The 17,507-nt window shown below is 71.1% G+C and carries 16 protein-coding genes and 1 other RNA gene; 11 read left to right on the plus strand and 6 right to left on the minus strand.

Annotated features, from left to right (window positions below; all coding sequences use genetic code 11):
• Positions 1 to 2: 2 nt before the first annotated feature.
• The 9 genes from ACWFR4_RS02820 to ACWFR4_RS02860 all read left to right on the plus strand — a co-directional run bounded on the left by ACWFR4_RS02820 (position 3) and on the right by ACWFR4_RS02860 (position 9,438).
• The gene (locus ACWFR4_RS02820; protein WP_382475889.1) at positions 3 to 806 is read left to right on the plus strand and encodes an MlaE family ABC transporter permease; all 804 of its coding nucleotides are present in this window, start codon (positions 3 to 5) and stop codon (positions 804 to 806) included.
• Entirely contained in the window at positions 803 to 2,047 is a 1,245-nt protein-coding gene (locus ACWFR4_RS02825) for an MCE family protein (RefSeq protein WP_453650406.1), read from the plus strand. The genes ACWFR4_RS02820 and ACWFR4_RS02825 overlap by 4 nt, the downstream gene beginning before the upstream one ends.
• Entirely contained in the window at positions 2,044 to 3,081 is a 1,038-nt protein-coding gene (locus tag ACWFR4_RS02830) for an MCE family protein (RefSeq protein ID WP_453456912.1), read from the plus strand. Before ACWFR4_RS02825 ends, ACWFR4_RS02830 begins: the two co-directional genes overlap by 4 nt.
• A 281-nt stretch (positions 3,082 to 3,362) precedes the next feature.
• Positions 3,363 to 4,343 (plus strand): MCE family protein, encoded by a 981-nt coding sequence (locus ACWFR4_RS02835; protein ID WP_453650634.1) that lies wholly within the window; start codon positions 3,363 to 3,365, stop codon positions 4,341 to 4,343.
• Between the two features lie 23 nt (positions 4,344 to 4,366).
• On the plus strand, positions 4,367 to 5,464 hold the full coding sequence (locus ACWFR4_RS02840; RefSeq protein ID WP_453650636.1) for an MCE family protein: 1,098 nt from the start codon (positions 4,367 to 4,369) through the stop codon (positions 5,462 to 5,464).
• Positions 5,461 to 6,762, plus strand: coding sequence for an MCE family protein (locus tag ACWFR4_RS02845; RefSeq protein WP_453650408.1), 1,302 nt, complete (start codon positions 5,461 to 5,463; stop codon positions 6,760 to 6,762). The genes ACWFR4_RS02840 and ACWFR4_RS02845 overlap by 4 nt, the downstream gene beginning before the upstream one ends.
• Complete coding sequence (locus ACWFR4_RS02850; protein WP_453650410.1) at positions 6,759 to 8,048, plus strand: MCE family protein; 1,290 nt, start codon at positions 6,759 to 6,761, stop codon at positions 8,046 to 8,048. The genes ACWFR4_RS02845 and ACWFR4_RS02850 overlap by 4 nt, the downstream gene beginning before the upstream one ends.
• A gap of 38 nt (positions 8,049 to 8,086) precedes the next feature.
• On the plus strand, positions 8,087 to 8,590 hold the full coding sequence (locus ACWFR4_RS02855) for a hypothetical protein (protein ID WP_453650412.1): 504 nt from the start codon (positions 8,087 to 8,089) through the stop codon (positions 8,588 to 8,590).
• A gap of 50 nt (positions 8,591 to 8,640) precedes the next feature.
• The gene (locus tag ACWFR4_RS02860; protein WP_453650414.1) at positions 8,641 to 9,438 is read left to right on the plus strand and encodes a hypothetical protein; all 798 of its coding nucleotides are present in this window, start codon (positions 8,641 to 8,643) and stop codon (positions 9,436 to 9,438) included.
• A 28-nt stretch (positions 9,439 to 9,466) separates the two neighbouring features.
• Here the strand turns inward: ACWFR4_RS02860 and rnpB are convergent.
• Positions 9,467 to 9,886: RNase P RNA component class A (gene rnpB / locus ACWFR4_RS02865), an RNA gene on the minus strand.
• A gap of 29 nt (positions 9,887 to 9,915) precedes the next feature.
• Positions 9,916 to 11,364, minus strand: a complete 1,449-nt coding sequence (locus ACWFR4_RS02870; RefSeq protein ID WP_453650416.1) for an RNB domain-containing ribonuclease — start codon at positions 11,362 to 11,364, stop codon at positions 9,916 to 9,918.
• 257 nt (positions 11,365 to 11,621) lie between these two features.
• Between ACWFR4_RS02870 and yaaA the strand changes: the two genes are divergently transcribed.
• On the plus strand, positions 11,622 to 12,428 hold the full coding sequence (gene yaaA / locus ACWFR4_RS02875; RefSeq protein ID WP_453468189.1) for a peroxide stress protein YaaA: 807 nt from the start codon (positions 11,622 to 11,624) through the stop codon (positions 12,426 to 12,428).
• Positions 12,429 to 12,503: 75 nt separating this feature from the next.
• Positions 12,504 to 13,124 carry a bifunctional 4-hydroxy-2-oxoglutarate aldolase/2-dehydro-3-deoxy-phosphogluconate aldolase gene (gene eda, locus ACWFR4_RS02880; RefSeq protein ID WP_453468190.1) on the plus strand — a complete coding sequence of 207 codons (621 nt, stop codon included), beginning with the start codon at positions 12,504 to 12,506 and terminating at the stop codon, positions 13,122 to 13,124.
• 28 nt (positions 13,125 to 13,152) lie between these two features.
• On the opposite strand, the gene ACWFR4_RS02885 is transcribed toward eda, so the two are convergent.
• From ACWFR4_RS02885 to ACWFR4_RS02900, 4 genes are all read right to left on the minus strand, one after another.
• Positions 13,153 to 14,394: a bifunctional RNase H/acid phosphatase gene (locus ACWFR4_RS02885; RefSeq protein ID WP_453468191.1), complete on the minus strand. Its 1,242-nt coding sequence runs from the start codon at positions 14,392 to 14,394 to the stop codon at positions 13,153 to 13,155.
• Positions 14,395 to 14,402: 8 nt separating this feature from the next.
• Positions 14,403 to 15,146 carry a zinc ribbon domain-containing protein gene (locus tag ACWFR4_RS02890; protein ID WP_453468195.1) on the minus strand — a complete coding sequence of 248 codons (744 nt, stop codon included), beginning with the start codon at positions 15,144 to 15,146 and terminating at the stop codon, positions 14,403 to 14,405.
• Positions 15,143 to 16,000 (minus strand): Nif3-like dinuclear metal center hexameric protein, encoded by an 858-nt coding sequence (locus tag ACWFR4_RS02895; RefSeq protein WP_453468192.1) that lies wholly within the window; start codon positions 15,998 to 16,000, stop codon positions 15,143 to 15,145. The genes ACWFR4_RS02890 and ACWFR4_RS02895 overlap by 4 nt, the downstream gene beginning before the upstream one ends.
• Before the next feature lie 129 nt (positions 16,001 to 16,129).
• Positions 16,130 to 17,179, minus strand: coding sequence for an ABC transporter substrate-binding protein (locus ACWFR4_RS02900; RefSeq protein ID WP_453650418.1), 1,050 nt, complete (start codon positions 17,177 to 17,179; stop codon positions 16,130 to 16,132).
• Between the last annotated feature and the right edge of the window lie 328 nt (positions 17,180 to 17,507).

The following is a 17,507-nucleotide window of genomic DNA, read 5'->3' on the forward strand; positions in this document are numbered from 1 at the left end:
GCATGGCGCTGCTGAAGGCCCTGGAGCAACTGGGCAGTCAACTCTCCTTCTACGGACGCTCGTTGGCGTGGACGGGCCGTACGGTTCGCCGCTACAAGAAGGAGATCCTGCGGCTGCTCGCCGAGGTGAGCTTCGGCCGCGGTGCCCTCGCCGTCGTGGGCGGCACGGTCGGTGTCATCGCCTTCCTGTCGTTCTTCACCGGCACGGAGGTGGGCCTGCAGGGGTATGCCGCGCTGAACCAGCTCGGCACCTCCAATTTCGTGGCGTTCCTCTCGGCGTACTTCAACACCCGTGAGATCGCGCCCCTGGTGGCCGGACTCGCGCTCTCCGCGACGGTCGGCGCCGGGTTCACCGCTCAACTCGGCGCGATGCGGATCAGCGAGGAGACCGACGCCCTCGAAGTCATGGGCGTCCCCTCGCTGCCGTTCCTGGTGACCACCCGGATGATCGCCGGTTTCGTCGCGGTGATCCCGCTGTACGTGGTCGGGCTGCTGTCCTCGTACTTCGCGGCCCGCACCATCACCACCGGCTACTACGGCCAGTCGGCGGGCACGTACGACCACTACTTCCAGCAGTACCTGCCGCCGGTCGACGTGCTGTGGTCCTTCGGGAAGGTGCTCGTCTTCGCCGTCCTGATCATCCTCGTGCACTGCTTCTACGGCTATTACGCGAGCGGCGGCCCGGCGGGCGTCGGCGTCGCCGTGGGCCGGGCCGTGCGCACCTCGATCGTCGCGATCAACGTCCTGGACTTCTTCCTGTCGCTCGCGATCTGGGGCGCCAACACGACCGTACGGATTGCGGGATGAGCCGAAAGAAAGTGCTGAGACTGCGGTTGTACGGCGTCGTGTTCCTCGCTGTGCTCGCGCTGCTGCTGTCCCTGTCCGTCGCCGTGTACCAGCAGGTGTTCACGTCGGTCGTGCGGATCACGCTGGAGGCCGACAGCCTCGGCAACCAGCTCGATCCGCGCGCCGACGTCAAGCTGCGCGGGCTGCTGGTCGGCGAGGTGCGCGCCGTGCACGCGGACGGGACGAAGGCGACGCTCGACATCGCGCTCAAGCCTGAGTACGTCGCGTCCATCCCCTCCGACGTGCACGCGCGCCTGTTGCCCAAGACACTGTTCGGCGAGAAGTACGTCGACCTGGTCGCGCCTGCCGGCTCCTCGGCCCGGCCCGTGCGCGCCGGGGACGTCATCACTCAGGACCGCACCCGCGTCGGCATCGAGCTCCAGCAGCTGATGAACGACCTGCTGCCGCTGCTGCGGACCGTGCGGCCCGGCCAGCTCAACGCCACGCTGTCCGCGTTCGCCACCGCCCTCGAAGGGCGCGGCGACCGGATCGGCGACAACCTCACGCGCGTGGAGGACTATCTGCACCGCCTCAATCCTCATCTGCCGTCCCTCACCGAGGACTTCGCACGCCTTGCCGACGTCGCCGAGGTGTACGGCGACGCGGCGCCCGACCTGATGGAGACCCTGCGCAACACCGTGACCACCAGCCGCACCATCGTCGAGCAGCAAGGCCGGCTCGCGGCCGCACTCTCCACGACGGCCACCGCCGCGGGCACCGCGGACGAATTACTTCACGCGAACGGCGACCGGCTGATCACCCTTGCCCGGGTGTCCCGGCCCACGCTCGGACTCTTCGCCCGTTACGCGCCCGAGTACCCCTGCCTCCTCGCGGGCCTGGTCCGCGAGGAGAAAGCCTCCGAACAGGCCTTCCGGGGCGGAAAGATGCACATCACCCTCGAAGTCGTGAGCCAGCAGGGGGCGTACCGGCCCGGTGAGTATCCCCGCTACGGCGACCGGTCGGGGCCCAACTGCCGTGACCTGCCGCATCCGCCGGTGCCCGCGCCCGGGGTCCACCTCAACGACGGTTCCGCGAAGGGGAGTTCGTCCGGCCCGGTCGGCGTCTCCGCCACCCGGGCCGAGCAGCGCGCCGTCGGCTCGCTCGTCGCGCCCGTCCTGGGCGTGCCCGCCGACGAGGTGCCGCCGGTGGCGACCCTGTTGTTCGGACCGATGGCGCGCGGGACAGCGGTGAGCGTCGTATGAGGACGTCAGGAGCCCGGCAGGCCGCTGCCCCGCTGATCAAGTTCAGCCTCTTCGCGGTGGTGACGATCCTGGCGACGGCACTGCTCGCCGCCACCATCGTCAACATCTCCTTCACCCCCGAGCACACGTATCGCGCGGTGTTCAGCGACGTCACCGGACTGGAGAAGGGCGACGACATCCGGGTGGCCGGGGTGCGGGTCGGCGAGGTCGAGGGCATCCGGATCAAGGACCGGACTCTTGCGGAGGTCACCTTCACGGTCGGCGCGGACCGTCCGCTGCTGCACAGCACCGGCGCGGTCGTCCGCTACCGGAACCTCGTCGGCCAGCGTTATGTCGCCCTGACCGAGGGCGCGGGCGACGGCACCGGGCTGAAGCCAGGGGCCACGATCCCGCTGTCGCGCACCCAGCCCGCCCTGGACCTCAACGCGCTCCTGAACGGTTTCAAGCCCCTGTTCGCCGCGCTCAGTCCCGACGACGTCAACCAGCTCGCCACCGAGATCATCCGGACCCTCCAGGGCGAGGGCGGCACCGTCAACAGCCTGCTCGTGCACACGGCTTCGCTCACTACGACGCTGGCCGGCCGCGACAAGCTGATCGGCTCGGTGATCGACAACCTCAACACCGTCCTGGAGACGCTGGACAAGCGCGGCGCCCGCTTCTCCGGGCTGCTCAAGCAGCTGCGGCGGCTGATATCCGGTCTGTCGGCCGACCGCAAACCCATCGGGCAGTCGCTGGTGAACATCGGCGACCTGACCGACGCCACCTCGGGGCTGCTCAAGGACGCGCGTCCGCCCCTGAAGGACGACATCGCCGAGCTGACCGGTCTCACCGGAACGCTGAACAAGAACGAGAACACCGTGGAGGGCGTCCTGAAGCGGCTGCCGTACAAGCTCAACGCGCTGACGGGGACGGCCTCCTACGGCTCGTGGTTCAACTTCTACCTCTGCGACTTCGACGGCCGGATCGTGCTGCCGAAGACGAAGCAGGTGCTCACCCCTGAGCTGCACGTGGCGAGGGCGAGGTGCGGCGCATGACGAGGCACTTCCTTCCGCGCAGGACCCGTAGGCCACGTCCTGAGCCGCTGGTCAAGGTCCGCATCGAGCCGCCCAGGCTGCCGAAGATACGGCTCCTGCCGCGCCGGGCACCCCGCCCACGCCGCCCGGAACCCCTGGTGAAAGTACGCATCGACCCGCCCAAGCTCCCCAAAATACGGCTCCTGCCACGCCGGGCACCCCGCCCACGCCGCCCGGAACCCCTGGTCAAGGTCCGGATCGACCCGCCGAAGCTGCCCCGCATACGCATACGCCGCCCGCGCCTGGTCCCGTTCCGCGAGCGGAACCCCGTAGTGATCGGAGCCGTCGGCCTCACCGTCCTCACACTGCTGGCCGTGGCCGCGTTCAACGCCGACAGCCTGCCGTTGATCGGCGACGGCGAGACGTACAGCGCGGCCTTCTCGGAGGCGGGCGGCCTCAAGCCCGGCGACGAGGTGCGCATCGCCGGCGTCAAGGTCGGCAAGGTCGAGGACGTCGACCTGGACGGTGACCACGTCAAGGTCACCTTCAAGATCAAGGGCGATCCCGGGTTCGGGACCGGGACCGGCGCCGCCATCCGCGTCAAGACCATCCTCGGCGCGAAGTATCTCGCGCTGGCCCCGAAGGGACCTGGGCAGCTGCCGCCCGGCAGCGAGATACCGCTGAAGCGGACGGTTCCGGCGTACGACGTCGTACAGGCGTTCAGCGATCTCACGACCACGACGGAGAAGGTCGACACCGACCGCCTTGCCAAGGCTCTCGACACCCTCTCCACCACCTTCCAGGACTCGCCCGCCGAGGTGCGGGCGTCCATCAAGGGCCTGTCGAGGATCTCCCGGACGGTCGCCTCGCGCGACCAGGCGCTGGGCAAACTCCTCGACCACGCGAACGGCGTCACGGGCGTGCTTGCCGAGCACTCCGAGGATTTCTCCGCGCTGGTCAAGGACGGCGACAAGCTGTTCAAGGAGGTCAGCAGGCGGCGCACGGCGATCCACAAGCTGCTGAAGAGCTCCGTCGCGCTCGGCATCGAGCTCTCCGGCCTCGTCGACGACAACGACAAGGAGATCGGGCCCGCGCTCAAGGGTCTGAACCGTGTGGTGCGGATGCTCGAACGCAATCAGGCGAGCCTCGACCGGAGCGTCAAGCTGCTCGCGCCCTATGTACGGGTCTTCAGCAACACCCTCGGCAACGGCCGCTGGTTCGACAGCTACGTCCAGAACCTGGTCGCCGCCCCGGTGGTGCCGCGCACGGGAGGCACGCAGTGAAGAACCTCAAGGGACGCGTGGCCATGGTCACCGCACTCGCCCTCGTCGCCTCGCTCACCTACGTGCTGTGGCCGCGCTCCCGGCCCGTGCAGGTCACCGCGTACTTCCCGCGCACCGTCGGCATCTACCCCGGCTCGGACGTCCGCGTCCTCGGCGTGCGGATCGGCGAGGTCGAGAGGATCACGCCGGAGGGCGACCGGGTGCGGGTGCAGCTGTCGTACGACGAGGGCCGCAGGGTCCCGGCGGACGCGCAGGCCGCCATCATCAACTCGTCGGTGGTCAGCGACCGTTACGTGCAGCTGCTGCCGGTGTACCGCAAGGGCGCGGTGCTGCGGGACGGTGACGTCATCCCCGAGACGCGTACGGCGGTGCCGGTCGAACTGGACCGCATCTTCGACAGTCTGCACACGACGGCCGACGCGCTCGGCCCCAAGGGCGCCAACAAGGACGGCTCGCTGTCGCGACTGCTCGGCGTGAGCGCGGACAACCTCGACGGCCAGGGCACAAACCTCAACCGGACGGTCAAGGACCTCTCGCAGGCCGTCACCACCCTGTCCGACGGCCGCTCGGACCTGTTCGGCACGGTACGGAACCTTCAGGTGTTCACGGCGGCGCTCGCCGCCGACGACAAGAGTGTGCGGTCGTTCAACACCAGCCTCTCCGAGGTCGCCGCGCAGCTCGCGGGCGAGCGCAAGGACCTCGCGGACGCGCTGCGGAACCTGGGGACGGCACTCGGCGACGTGTCGGACTTCGTGAAGAAGAACAAGAAGTCGCTGACCTCGGACGTGAAGGGCCTGAGCAAGGTGACCAAGGTGCTCGTCACCCAACGGGCCGCTCTGGAGGAACTGTTGGACGTCGCCCCCACGGGCCTGTCGAACCTCAACAACGCCTACAACCCGTCCTCCGGCACCCTCGACACCCGCAACAACGCGCAACAGGCCCAGGATCCGGCCGCGCTGCTGTGCTCCGTACTGAGGACGACCGGCGACGAGGGCGGCAAGAACCCCGACTGCAAGGAGCTGAAGAAGCTCTTCGACTCCCTGCCCAAGGTGCCCAAGGGCCCCGCGGTCACGGGAACGGTCGACCGGACGCTCGGCGGAATCCTGGGGGCGAGCGCATGAGCGTACGACGCAAGGCCGGGGCGGTCGCGTGGGCCGCGGTCGGCTCGCTGCTGCTGTCCGGCTGCGAGTTCAACGGCTGGTACGACGTCCAGCTGCCCGGCGGAGCCGCCGCCGACGGCCACGCGTACCACGTCACCGTCGAGTTCCGCGACGTCCTCGACCTGGTGCCGCAGTCGGCGGTGAAGGTCAACAACGTCACCGTGGGCGCCGTCGAGAAGGTGGAGCTGGACGGCTGGCACGCGCGCGTACGGCTGCGGATCGCCGACGACGTGAGGCTGCCGGGCAACGCGCTCGCCGGGCTGCGGCAGACCAGCATCCTCGGCGAGAAGTACGTCTCGCTCTCCGCCCCGCCCGGCAGGGCGGCGGTGGGCCGGCTCCGCGACGGCGACCGCATCCCGCTGTCCCGCAGCGGCCGCAATCCGGAGATCGAGGAGGTGCTGTCCGCGCTGTCCGCACTGCTCAACGGCGGCGGAGTGGCCCAGCTCAAGACGATCACCGTGGAGCTGAACAAGGCCCTGGACGGCCGGGAGAACCGGGTCCGGTCACTGCTCAAGGAGCTGAACACGTTCATCGGCGGTCTCGACGAACAGCGGAAGGACATCGTCCGCGCCCTCAAGGCCGTAGACCGGCTGTCGGGCCGGCTCGGGAAGGAGAAGAAGACGATCGCCCGGGCCGTGGACACGATGCCGCCCGCGCTGAAGGTCCTCGCCGACCAGCGGCGCGATCTGACGAAGATGCTCACCGCCCTGTCGAAGCTCGGGAAGACGGGCACCAAGGTGGTCAATGCCTCGCACGACGACACGGTCGCGAACCTCAAGCAGCTGCGGCCGATCCTCCAGCAGCTGAACAAGGCGGGCGACGACCTGCCCAACTCCCTTGAACTGCTGACCACTTACCCGTTCCCCCGCAACGTGGTGGGCGCCGTCAAGGGCGACTACGTCAACCTCAAAATCGCCGCGGACCTCGACCTGAGAGACATCTACGGCAACGTGACGGACGGGTCCGGCAAGCCCGGCAAGGGGCACGGCGATTCCGAGGATCCCAAGGCTCCTGGACTGCCCGGACTGCCCGATCTCCCCGACGTACCGGACGTACCGGATCTGCCGCATGTCCCGGCTCCCACCCCGCGGCCGAGCACACCGAGCCTGCCGTCGCCCCCGTCGGGCGGCGGTGGCGGTGGCGGCGGGCCGCTGTGCCCGCCGGTGTGCACCAGCAGCTACACCACCCCTCGCGGAGAGCTGCCCGAGGGGATCGACCTCGCGCTCGCCGAGCTGATGCTGAAGGGGGTTCAGCCGTGATCACACGCACGGTCAAGGCCCAGTTGCTCGCCTTCGCCACCGTCACCGCCGTCGGGGTGTCGTACGTCGGCGCCGCGTACACCGGCCTGGCGGACCGCGTCCTGGGCCGCGGCTACACCGTGCGGGCGGACTTCGCCGACTCCGGGGGCGTCTTCCCCGGCGCCGAGGTCACCTACCGCGGGGTGCCGGTGGGCCGCGTCGGCGCACTGCGGCTCACCGGCTCGGGCGGGGTGTCGGTGGCCCTGGACATCAAGGACGGCACGCGGCGCATCCCCGCGGACACCCTCGCCGTGGTCGCGAACCGTTCGGCCGTGGGCGAGCAGTACGTCGATCTGCAGCCGCGCACGTCCCACGGCCCGTATCTGCTCGACGGCAGCTCCATCCCGCGCGCCCGCACGCGCGTGCCGCTGCCCACGACGGAACTCGTCCTCGGCCTGGACCGGCTGGTGAACTCGGTCGGCAAGGACGATCTGCGGGTCACCGTCGACGAGCTGGACAAGGCGTTCTCCGGCACCGGTCCGAACCTGAGCCGCCTGGTGGACTCGGGCAACGCGCTCGTGGACTCGGCCTCCGAGTCGCTCCCCCAGACGATCTCGCTGATCGAGGACTCCCGGAAGGTCCTCAAGACGCAGGCCGACCAGGGTTCGTCCATCAAGTCGTTCGCGCACGACCTGGCGGCGCTCAGCGCCCAGTTGAAGTCGAGCGACGGGGATCTGCGCAAGCTGATCGGGAACGCGACGCCGGCGGCGCAGCAGGTGAACTCGCTACTGAGGAACATCTCACCGCGCCTTTCGGTCCTGCTGGCCAATCTGATCAGCGGCGGCCAGGTCACGCTGGCCCGCCTGCCCGGCGTGGAGCAGTCCCTGGTCACCTTCCCCGCGCTGGTCGCGGGCAGCTACACGGTCGTCCCGGGCGACGGCACCACCCACTTCGGCCTCGTGGTGAACGCCGACGACCCACCGCCGTGCACCCAGGGATACGGGACGGCGCGGCGCGACCCCTCGGACACCAGCACGCGCGAGGCGAACACCGACGCGCGCTGCACGGCCCCGCGCGGCGGCAAAACGTCGGTGCGGGGCGCGCAGAACGCCCCCGGCGCGTCGGCCGGTTCCGGCGGTGCGCACCGGTCGGCGTACGTGACGCCGTACATCACGCCTTATGACCCGGAGACCGGCACGGCGACCGGCCCGGACGGAAAGCCCGTCGAGATCGGCTCAACGGGCGGCCAACAGACCGTGTTCGGAAAGGAGTCGTGGCAATGGCTGCTAGTCGGACCGATGGCATGAGCGGGGCCATGAGCAGAACCAAGAGCATGAGCAAAAGCATGAGCGGGGCCTTGAACGGGGCCCTGTCGGGCAGGGCGTGGTCGGTGGGGCTGGTGGTGGCGACCGTCCTCACCACCGCCCTGTCGATCTGGCTGAGCCTCGGGCTCTACGACCAGCACGACAGGGCACAGCGCCGCCAGGACCTCCTGGCCGCGGCCCGCCAGTCGGCGCTGAACTTCACCTCGCTCGACTACCGGCACTACGACCGGGACAGCGCGAACGTCCTCGAGGGCGCCACCGGCGACTTCAAGAAGCAGTTCGCCGCGCAGACCGAGCAGCTGACCAAGCTGGTCGCCGAGAACAAGTCCGTGTCCGAGGGCCAGGTTCTCGAAGCGGGCATCGTCCGCTCCGACGCGCACTCGGCGCGCGTCCTGGTGGTCGCCGACAGCAAGGTGACCAACACGGCCGCGCCCAGAGGCGAGGCCCGCACCTATCGGCTGCAGCTCGACCTGGTGTACCGGGGCGGCCGCTGGCTGACCTCGGACGTCGAGTTCGTCGGCTGACCGCCCCCTCTCCACCCGTACCACCCGTACCACCCTTGAGGAGCAATACCGTGGCGAAGACGACCAACCGAAGCCGCGGCTCCGGTGCCGCTTCCGGCACCCGGCGCACCATGACAGCGGCCGCCCGCGCGGCGGCCAAGCGCGCGGAGCGCGGCCACCGTGAGCCGGGCCCCGCGGCCACCGGCGAGGAGGCCGCGGGCCGGCCCGAGGCACCGCCCGCCGGACGCACCCTGCTCATCGCGCCCAAGGACGAGAACGGCTGGGACGACCCGCCCGAGCCCTCGCCGGAGTCGTTCGACGAGCGGAAGGAGGACGAGCCCGGCTCCGGTAGGCCGGCTCTGCGCGGGCGGCGGCGCCTGCTCACCGCGGTCCTCTGCGTCCTGCTCGTGGCGGGCCTGGTCGCGGCCGGCGTGCTCGGGTGGCGCTACCGGGAGGGAGCCCGGGCGGACGAGGCACGCGGGCAGGCGCTCGCCGCCGCGCGACAGGCGGCCCCGGTCGTCCTCTCGTACGACTACCGGCGTCTGGACCGCGACTTCACCGCCGCACGCGCCCGGCTCACCGGCCACTTCCGCGACGAGTACGGCAAGACCACCAGCACGGTGGTGGGGCCGACGGCCAGGAAGTACCACGGGGTGGTGAAGGCGACGGTGGCGCGGCCCACGAGCGGCGGCTCCCCTGCGGCCTCCGTGGTCTCGGCCTCGCCGGACCACGCCGTGGTCCTCCTCTTCGTCAACCAGGTGACCACGAGCACTCAGGTCTCAGGCTCCCGCGTGGACCTGAACCGGGTACGGATGACGCTGGCCCGTACGGCCGAGGGCTGGAAGGTGAGCGCGGTCGACGCGCTGTGACCTCGGCGTCTTCCCGGAAGCTGAACGGCAGACGAGTCGGGCTGTACGCCGGGTTTTGTCGCCCGGTCGCCTCGCGGCGGCCGGGGAGACGGCCATCCATCTAGGACCGGCGTTGCCGCCGGCCTCGTGCGGTCTACCCGCGGACTCGGGCGAGCAGCCCTCGAACGTCCGCGCAGAGCCACCTCTTCTTGCGAGGAAGCGGCTCCTTTTGACCTTGCTCCAGGTGGGGTTTACCTAGCCGCCTGAGTCACCTCAGGCGCTGGTGGTCTCTTACACCACCGTTTCACCCTTACCGAGGGCCTTGCGGTCCCCGGCGGTCTGTTTTCTGTGGCACTGTCCCGCGGGTCACCCCGGGTGGCCGTTAGCCACCACCTTGCCCTGTGGAGCCCGGACGTTCCTCGGGAAAACCCTGGTGAAAGGGTCCTCACGCGGCCGTCCGCCCGGCTCGTCTGCCGTGCCGACCATGCTACCCGGCGCTCAGGCCGGGGCGAACTGAACCTTCGCAGCCCCGGGGTCCGCCTGCGTCAGCCGTACCCGCAGCCGCTCCCCCAGCGGCAGCGGAGCGGTACCGCCCTCGATGCGGGCGACGACCGCGGGGTCGGTCAACTGGACGGTACCGACGGCCGGTTCGTGGTCCTTCACGTCCACGACGCACGCCTCGAATGTGTCACCGATCCGGTCCTTGAGGAGCGCCGCCTCGACGATGTCGACGCAGCCGCGCTCGACGGCGTTGGCCCGGCGCGTGCCCTCCGCCATCTCCTTCGGCAGGCCGGGCAGCGCGGCGAGCACCCACTCCGGGGGCGGGGTGCCCGCGCAGGCGGCCAGGCACAGTTCCGAGGCGTAGCGGTCGGCGAGGCGGCGCAGCGGGGCCGTGCAGTGGGCGTAGGGCGCGGCGACCGCGGCGTGGACGGTGAGGTCGGGGAGCGTGCCGCCGCTGAACACGGTGTAGCCGGCGCCGCGCAGGAGCGTCGTGCACTCCTGGAGGAAGGCCGCGTGGTGCGGCCTCTTCGGGTCGAGGGAGCGGATGAGCTGGGCGTACGGGACGTGGTGCGGCCAGTCGATGCGCAGGGCGCGGGCCGTGCGGCGCAGGCGGCCGACGGCGCCGTCGGGCGCGGCGGGCAGGGTGCGCAGGATACCGGTGCCGGCGGCGAGCATGAGGTCGGCGGCGGCCATGCCGGTGAGCAGGGAGATCTGGGCGTTCCAGCCGTCGGCGGGGAGCGGGGCGCGGTAGCCGAGCTCGTAGCGGCCGTCACGTTCGGCGATCTCCTGTTCCGGGACGTTGAGGGAGATGCCGCCGCGCTCGGTCTCGAGCTGTTCGCGCAGGCGCCCGATGTCGCGCAGGAGTGCTACGGGTTCCTGGGCGGTGCCGTCGTCGATGGCCCGTTGCACGCCCTCGTAGTCGAGCTTGGCGCGGCTGCGGACGGTGGCGCGGGCCACGTCGGTGGCGACGGTGCGCCCCTCGGCGTCGAGGTCGAGGGTCCACAGGACGGCGGGGCAGGTCTGACCTGGGAGCAGGCTGGCGGCGCCCTCGCTGAGCACGGTGGGGTGCAGGGGGACCTTTTCGTCGGGGAAGTAGAGCGTGGTGACGCGGCGGTGGGCCTCGGTGTCGAGAGGGCCGCCGGGCGTGACGTAGGCAGCGACATCGGCGATGGCGTAGCGGACCCGGTAGCCGCCGTCGCGGCGCGAGAGGTGCATCGCCTGGTCGAGGTCGACGGAGGTCGGCGGGTCGATCGTGAAGAAGGGGATGTCGGTGGCATCCCTGCCGCCCGGCTCCGGCGGGTGCGGGGCCGCCGCGGTCCGTTCCGCCTCCGCGAGGGCGTCGGCCGGGAAGGCCCCGGGGACGCCCAGGGTCGTACGCAGTTCACGCAGTGCGGCACGCAGCGGGGCCTCGGCTGCGCCGGTCACACGGAGATGACGGCGGGGCATGCACCGAGCGTAGGACGGGGCCGGGGTGTCGGCACCCTGTGACCGCGGTGTGCCGGGACCGCGGCGCCGCGTGATCCCGGGCACCCGTGCTCCCCGGCGCCCCAGGTTCCCTGGCATCCCACGACCGCGGGCGCCCCATGGCCGCGGCACCCCATGATCCGCCGCGCCCCGTGTTCCCCGGCACCCCCTTCCCTTCCGTACGCTTTCGATGGGGCCGCACCCCCCTGATCCGCATCACTGTCCCGAGGAGTCCGATCGTGCTCGTGCTGCTGCCGCCGTCCGAAGGCAAGGCCCCCTCGGGCCGCGGCGCCCCGCTGAAGCCTGAGTCGCTGTCCCTGGCGGGACTCGCCGGGGCGCGGCAGGCCGTGCTCGACGAGCTGGTCGAGCTGTGTGCCGCCGACGAGGACAAGGCGCGCGAGGTGCTCGGCCTCAGCGAGGGGCTGCGCGGCGAGATCGCGAAGAACGTGGAGCTGCGCACCGCGGGCGCGCGCCCGGCCGGTGAGATCTACACGGGGGTCCTCTACGACGCGCTCGGTCTCGCCACCCTGGACACGGCGGCGAAGCGCCGGGCTGCACGGTCGCTGCTGGTCTTCTCGGGCCTGTGGGGCGCGGTGCGGGTGAGCGACCGGATTCCGTCGTACCGCTGCTCGATGGGTGTGAAGCTGCCGGGGCTCGGGGCGCTCGGCGCGCACTGGCGCAAGCCGATGGCCGAGGCGCTTCCCGAGGCGGCCGGGGACGGGCTCGTGCTCGACCTGAGGTCGTCCGCGTACACGAGTGCGTGGAAGCCGAAGGGGGAGGTCGCGGGGCGTACCGCGACGGTGCGGGTGCTGCACGCGCAGACGGATCCGGTGACCGGCGTGGAGAAGCGTTCGGTCGTGTCGCACTTCAACAAGGCGACGAAGGGCCGGATCGTGCGCACGCTCCTGGAGACCGGCATCACGCCCGCGGACCCCGCCGAGCTGGTCGAGGCGCTGCGGGATCTCGGCCATGTGGTGGAGGCACAGGCCCCCGCGAAGGCGGGGACGACGTGGGCGCTCGACGTCGTGGTGACCCAGATCCACTGAGCACCAGCCCTCAGTGCATTGCAGCGTGCGCAACGCCCTTTGCGCATGCTGCACGGTGCGGGGCAGGATGGCCCCATGACTGATTCCTCCGTGCTCGATCTCGCCCCCGTCGTACCCGTCGTCGTCGTGGAGGATGTCGCCGACGCCGTGCCGCTCGCGCGGGCGCTCGTCGCGGGCGGCCTGCGGGCGATCGAGGTGACGCTGCGGACGCCGGCCGCGCTGGACGCGATCCGCGCCATCGCGGACGAGGTGCCGGACGCCGTCGTCGGCGCGGGCACGGTCATCTCACCGCAGAACGTCGCCGACTCCGTCGCCGCCGGAGCGCGCTTCCTGGTCAGCCCCGGCTGGACCGACACGCTGCTCGACGCGATGAAGAAGTCCGGTGTGCCGTTCCTGCCGGGCGTCTCCACGACGTCGGAGGTCGTGGCGCTCCTGGAGCGCGGGGTGAGCGAGATGAAGTTCTTCCCCGCCGAGGCCGCGGGCGGTGTGCCGTACCTGAAGTCGCTGGCCGGTCCGCTGCCGCAGGCGCGGTTCTGCCCGACCGGCGGTGTCTCCCTCGGCTCGGCGCCCTCGTACCTGGCGCTCAAGAACGTCGGCTGTGTGGGCGGCAGTTGGATGCTTCCCGCGGACGCGGTCGCGGCGAAGGACTGGGCGCGGATCGAGACGCTGGCCCGCGAAGCGGCCTGCCTCAAGTAGCCCGGACGTCGGCGCAGCAGCCCGGACGTCAGCGCAGGTGCGCCGTCTCGTTGAGAAGGCGCACGCTCGCGTTGCCGTCTCCGTAGTACGCGACCGCCGAGAGCGACGCCGCCGAGAGCTCCATCCGGAACAGTGACTCCGGCGGCGCGCCGAGCGCGAGCCGTACGAGGGTCTTGATCGGCGTGACGTGCGTGACCAGGAGGACAGTGCGTCCCGCGTACTGCCCGACGAGCCGGTCCCGCGTCGCGGCGACCCGGCGGGCGACCGCCGCGAAGCTCTCGCCGCCGCCGGTCGGTTCGGCCTTCGACGAGGCCAGCCAGGCGTTCATGTCGTCCGGGAAGCGCTCGCGGACCTCCCCGAAGGTCAGCCCCTCCCACGCACCGAAGTCTGTCTCGCGCAGGCCCTCTTCGATGTGGACGTCGAGCCCGAGGCGGGCCGCGACGGCCCGCGCCGTCTCCTGGCACCGCTTGAGCGGCGACGAGACGATCGCCTGGACGGTGCCGCGCGCGGCGAGCGCTGCGGCGACCCGCTCGGCCTGCGCGCGCCCCGCCGCGGACAGCTCGGGGTCGGCGCCGCCGGAACCGGAGAACCGCTTCTCGGGCGTGAGCGCGGTCTCGCCGTGCCGCAGGAGTACGAAGGTGGCGGGCGCCCCGAGATCGGGCGCCGCCGACCAGCCCTGGGAGGCGGTGCTCGCCACGTTCCCCGCGGCCCGCGCGTCCGCGTTCCCCCGCGCTCCCGCGAGCGCGGCCCGCGCCTTGGCTGCCCCGGCCGCCGCGTCCCCGGGCGGAGCCCCCCGGTCCGCCTGAGGACGCGGCGTATCGAGCTCGGCGGTCGAGCGCGAGGCCTCCCACTGCTTGCCCCGCTTGCCCGCGTCCATCGCCTCGTTGGCGAGCCGGTCCGCGTGCTTGTTCCGCTCGCGCGGGATCCACTCGTACGTCACCTGCGACGCCGGCAGCACGGTCGCCGCCTCCGCGGCGAGGGGCCGCATGTCAGGGTGCTTGATCTTCCAGCGGCCCGACATCTGCTCGACGACGAGCTTGGAGTCCATCCGGACGTGCACCGACGCCTGCGGATCGAGGGCGTGCGCGGCACGCAGGCCGGCGACGAGCCCCCGGTACTCGGCGACGTTGTTCGTGGCGATACCGATGTACTCGGCGGCCTCCGCCAGGGTCTCCCCCGTCGCCGCGTCGATGACGACCGAGCCATAGCCCGCGGGCCCCGGGTTGCCCCGGGAACCGCCGTCGGCCTCGACGATGAACTCCCGCACCACGAAGGCTCCTACAGGCCGGACTCGGACGTGCGCACCAGGATCCGGTGGCAGTTCTCGCAGCGCACCACGGAGTCGCGCGCCGCGGCCCGCACCTCGTTCAGCTCGGTGATGTTCAGCTCCAGCTGGCAGCCCTCGCAGCGGCGCTGGTAGAGGCGGGCCGCACCGACGCCGCCCTCCTTGATGCGCAGCTTGTCGTAGAGCTTCAGCAGGTCGTCGGGGACGGAGCCGGCGACGATCCCGCGCTCCTTCGTGGCCGTGGCCGTCTCGCCGTCGATCTCCTCGAAGGAGGCGTCGCGGCGGGCCGTCGCGTCGTCGATCTTGCCCTGGACGGAGGCGACCCGGCCGGTGAGCTCCTCGAAGCGCTCCTGCGCGGACTCGCGGCGCTCCATGACCTCGAGGACGACGTCCTCCAGGTCACCCTGGCGCTTGGCGAGGGAGGCGATCTCGCGCTGGAGGTTCTCCAGGTCCTTGGGGGACGTGACGGCGCCGGAGTCCATGCGCTGCTGGTCACGGGCGGCGCGCTGGCGGACCTGGTCGACGTCCTGCTCGGCCTTGGTCTGCTCGCGGGCGCAGTCACTCTCCTCGGTCTGCGCGGCGACGTGCAGGTCGCGCAGCTGCGTGAGGTCCTTGTTCAGCGACTCGATCTCGGCGTGCTCGGGCAGCGACTTGCGCTTGTGCGCGAGCTGCGACAGTCGTACGTCCAGGGCCTGGAGGTCGAGAAGTCGGATCTGGTCGGCGGGCGCGGCGTTCAGTTGGGGGCTCCAGTTGGGATCGGTGTGGCGTTGGACGCCGCGTGGGCGGTCCAGGGGTCGGTGACCGTCTTCGAGACGTGGACGCGAAGTCCCCATCCGCTGCGGTCGGAGATCTCGTCGAGCTGAGCCGCGGCCAGCTCGCACCAGGGCTGCTCGGTGGCCCAGTGGGCGGCGTCGAGCAGCGCCAGCGGGCTCTGTTCGCGGGCCTCCGAGGCTGGGTGGTGGCGCAGGTCCGCGGTGAGGAAGGCGTCGACGCCCGCGGCGCGCACGTCGGCGAAGAGGCTGTCGCCGGAACCGCCGCTGACGGCGATCGTGCGGATCGTCGCGTCGAGGTCGCCACAGACGCGGATGCCCTGCGCGGTGGCGGGCAGCCGGTCGGCGGCCAGGCCCACGAGTTCGCGCAGGGTGACGGGGTGTTCGAGCTCGCAGATCCGGCCGAGTCCGCGGCGGCCCGCGGGGTCGGTCGGGTCCGGCACGAGGGGGCCGGTGACGCGGAGGTCGAGGGCTCCCGCTAGCGCGTCGGAGACGCCCGGGTCGGCACGGTCGGCGTTGGTGTGCGCGACGTGCAGAGCGACGTCGTTCTTGATCAGCGTGTGGACGACGCGGCCCTTGAAGGTGGTGGCGGCGACGGTCGTCGTGCCGCGCAGATAGAGCGGGTGGTGCGTGACCAGCAGGTCCGCGCCCAGCTTCACCGCCTCGTCGACGGTGCCCTGGACGGGGTCCACGGCGAACAGGACCCGGGAGACCTCCGCGTCGGGGTCGCCGGCGACGGTGCCGACCGCGTCCCACGACTCGGCCCGCTCGGGGGGCCACAGCTTCTCGAGCGCGGCGATGACTTCAGACAGACGGGGCACGGTGAAAGGCTACCTTCCCTCCATGCCCCGTCGGCCCTGGCGCACATTCGGCTGCGGCCGGGGGCGGTACGGGCTCACGTACCGCTACCGGCCACGGACAGTCGGCTACCTGGCGTGGTGAACGGCGGACTACTTGACGAGGTAACCGCGCAGGTCGCCGAGGACCTGGTTCGCGGCCGTGACGCCGAGCCCCAGGTACCAGGTCTCGTCCGGGACGTCCTTGGCCTGTCCGCTCTTCACGGCGCCGAGCTTCTTCCACAGCGGGTTGCCCTCGGCGGTGGCGCGGTCGGTCTTCTTCGCGTCGCCGTAGACACCGGTGAAGATCCAGTCGGCGTCGGCCTGGTCGATCTTCTCCGGGCTGACCTCGGTGGCGAGGTCCACGACCTGCTGGTTCTTGGGGCGCGGGATGCCGGCGTCGTCGAGGATCGTGCCGATGAAGGACGCCTTCGCGTAGAGGCGGATCATGCCGGGCATGTAGCGCAGCATCGTGACGGTGGGCTTCTTCTCGCCGATGTCGTCGCCGAGCTTCTTCGCCTTCTTCTCGTACGCGGCGAGGTTCGCCTTGGCCTCGGCGGTCTTGTCGAGGGCGGACGCGTTGAGGAGGTAGTTCTCCTTCCACGTGAAGCCGGGGCGGATGGAGAAGACCGTCGGGGCGATCTTGGAGAGCTGCGGGTAGAGCTTGGCGGCGCGCAGCTCGCTGCCGAGGATCAGGTCGGGGTGGAGATTGGCGATCGCCTCGAGGTTGAGGGAGTTGATCGTGCCGACGTCCTTGGGGGTGCCCGCCGTCTTCTTCAGGTAGGAGGGGACGCCGTCGTCGCCCTCGGTGGGGGCGTAGCCGACGGGCTCGACGCCGAGGGACGCGACGTTGTCGAGTTCGCCGACGTCGAGGACGACGACCCGCTTGGGCTGCGCCTTGAGCTCGGTCTTGCCCATGGCGTGCTCGATGGTGCGCGGGAACTGGCCGGCCTTGGCGGTCGTGCCCATCTTCGCGGTCTGCGAGGCCGCCTTGGCGAAGTCCTCGCCACCCTGGGCGACGGCCTTGGAGCCGCTGCCGTTGTCGGACTTGCCGGAGCCGGAGCCCGAGTCGCCCGACCCGCAGGCCGCGAGCGACAGGGCGGCGACCACGGCGAGGGCTACGGCGGCGGTGCCGCGGGTGCGAGGGCTTGTTCGCAGGGCCATGGGTGTTCCAGCTCCGAACTTCGTGGCGTCAGGCCGCCGTAAATATGGTTAGGCAAACCTAACATCAGGCACTTCCGGACGTGCCAGCACATCCGACCCACCCCTTTCAGGCAGATACGGACATGGCCACCCTTTGGTGTGAAACCTGAGCCGCCAGTGCCACGGCAGCGCGTGCGAAAACTAGCTTCGGCTCGGACGAACCGAAGGTGAGTGATCCCCATGACGGCCTTGGCGATCGAGCCCACGACGGAGCCGGAGAGCGGACCGGGCCCGGCGCGCGGACCGGCCCCGGACAGAGGAAACGATCCGGAGAACGGACAGGACCCGG

Source organism: Streptomyces sp. NPDC055140, from assembly GCF_053607285.1.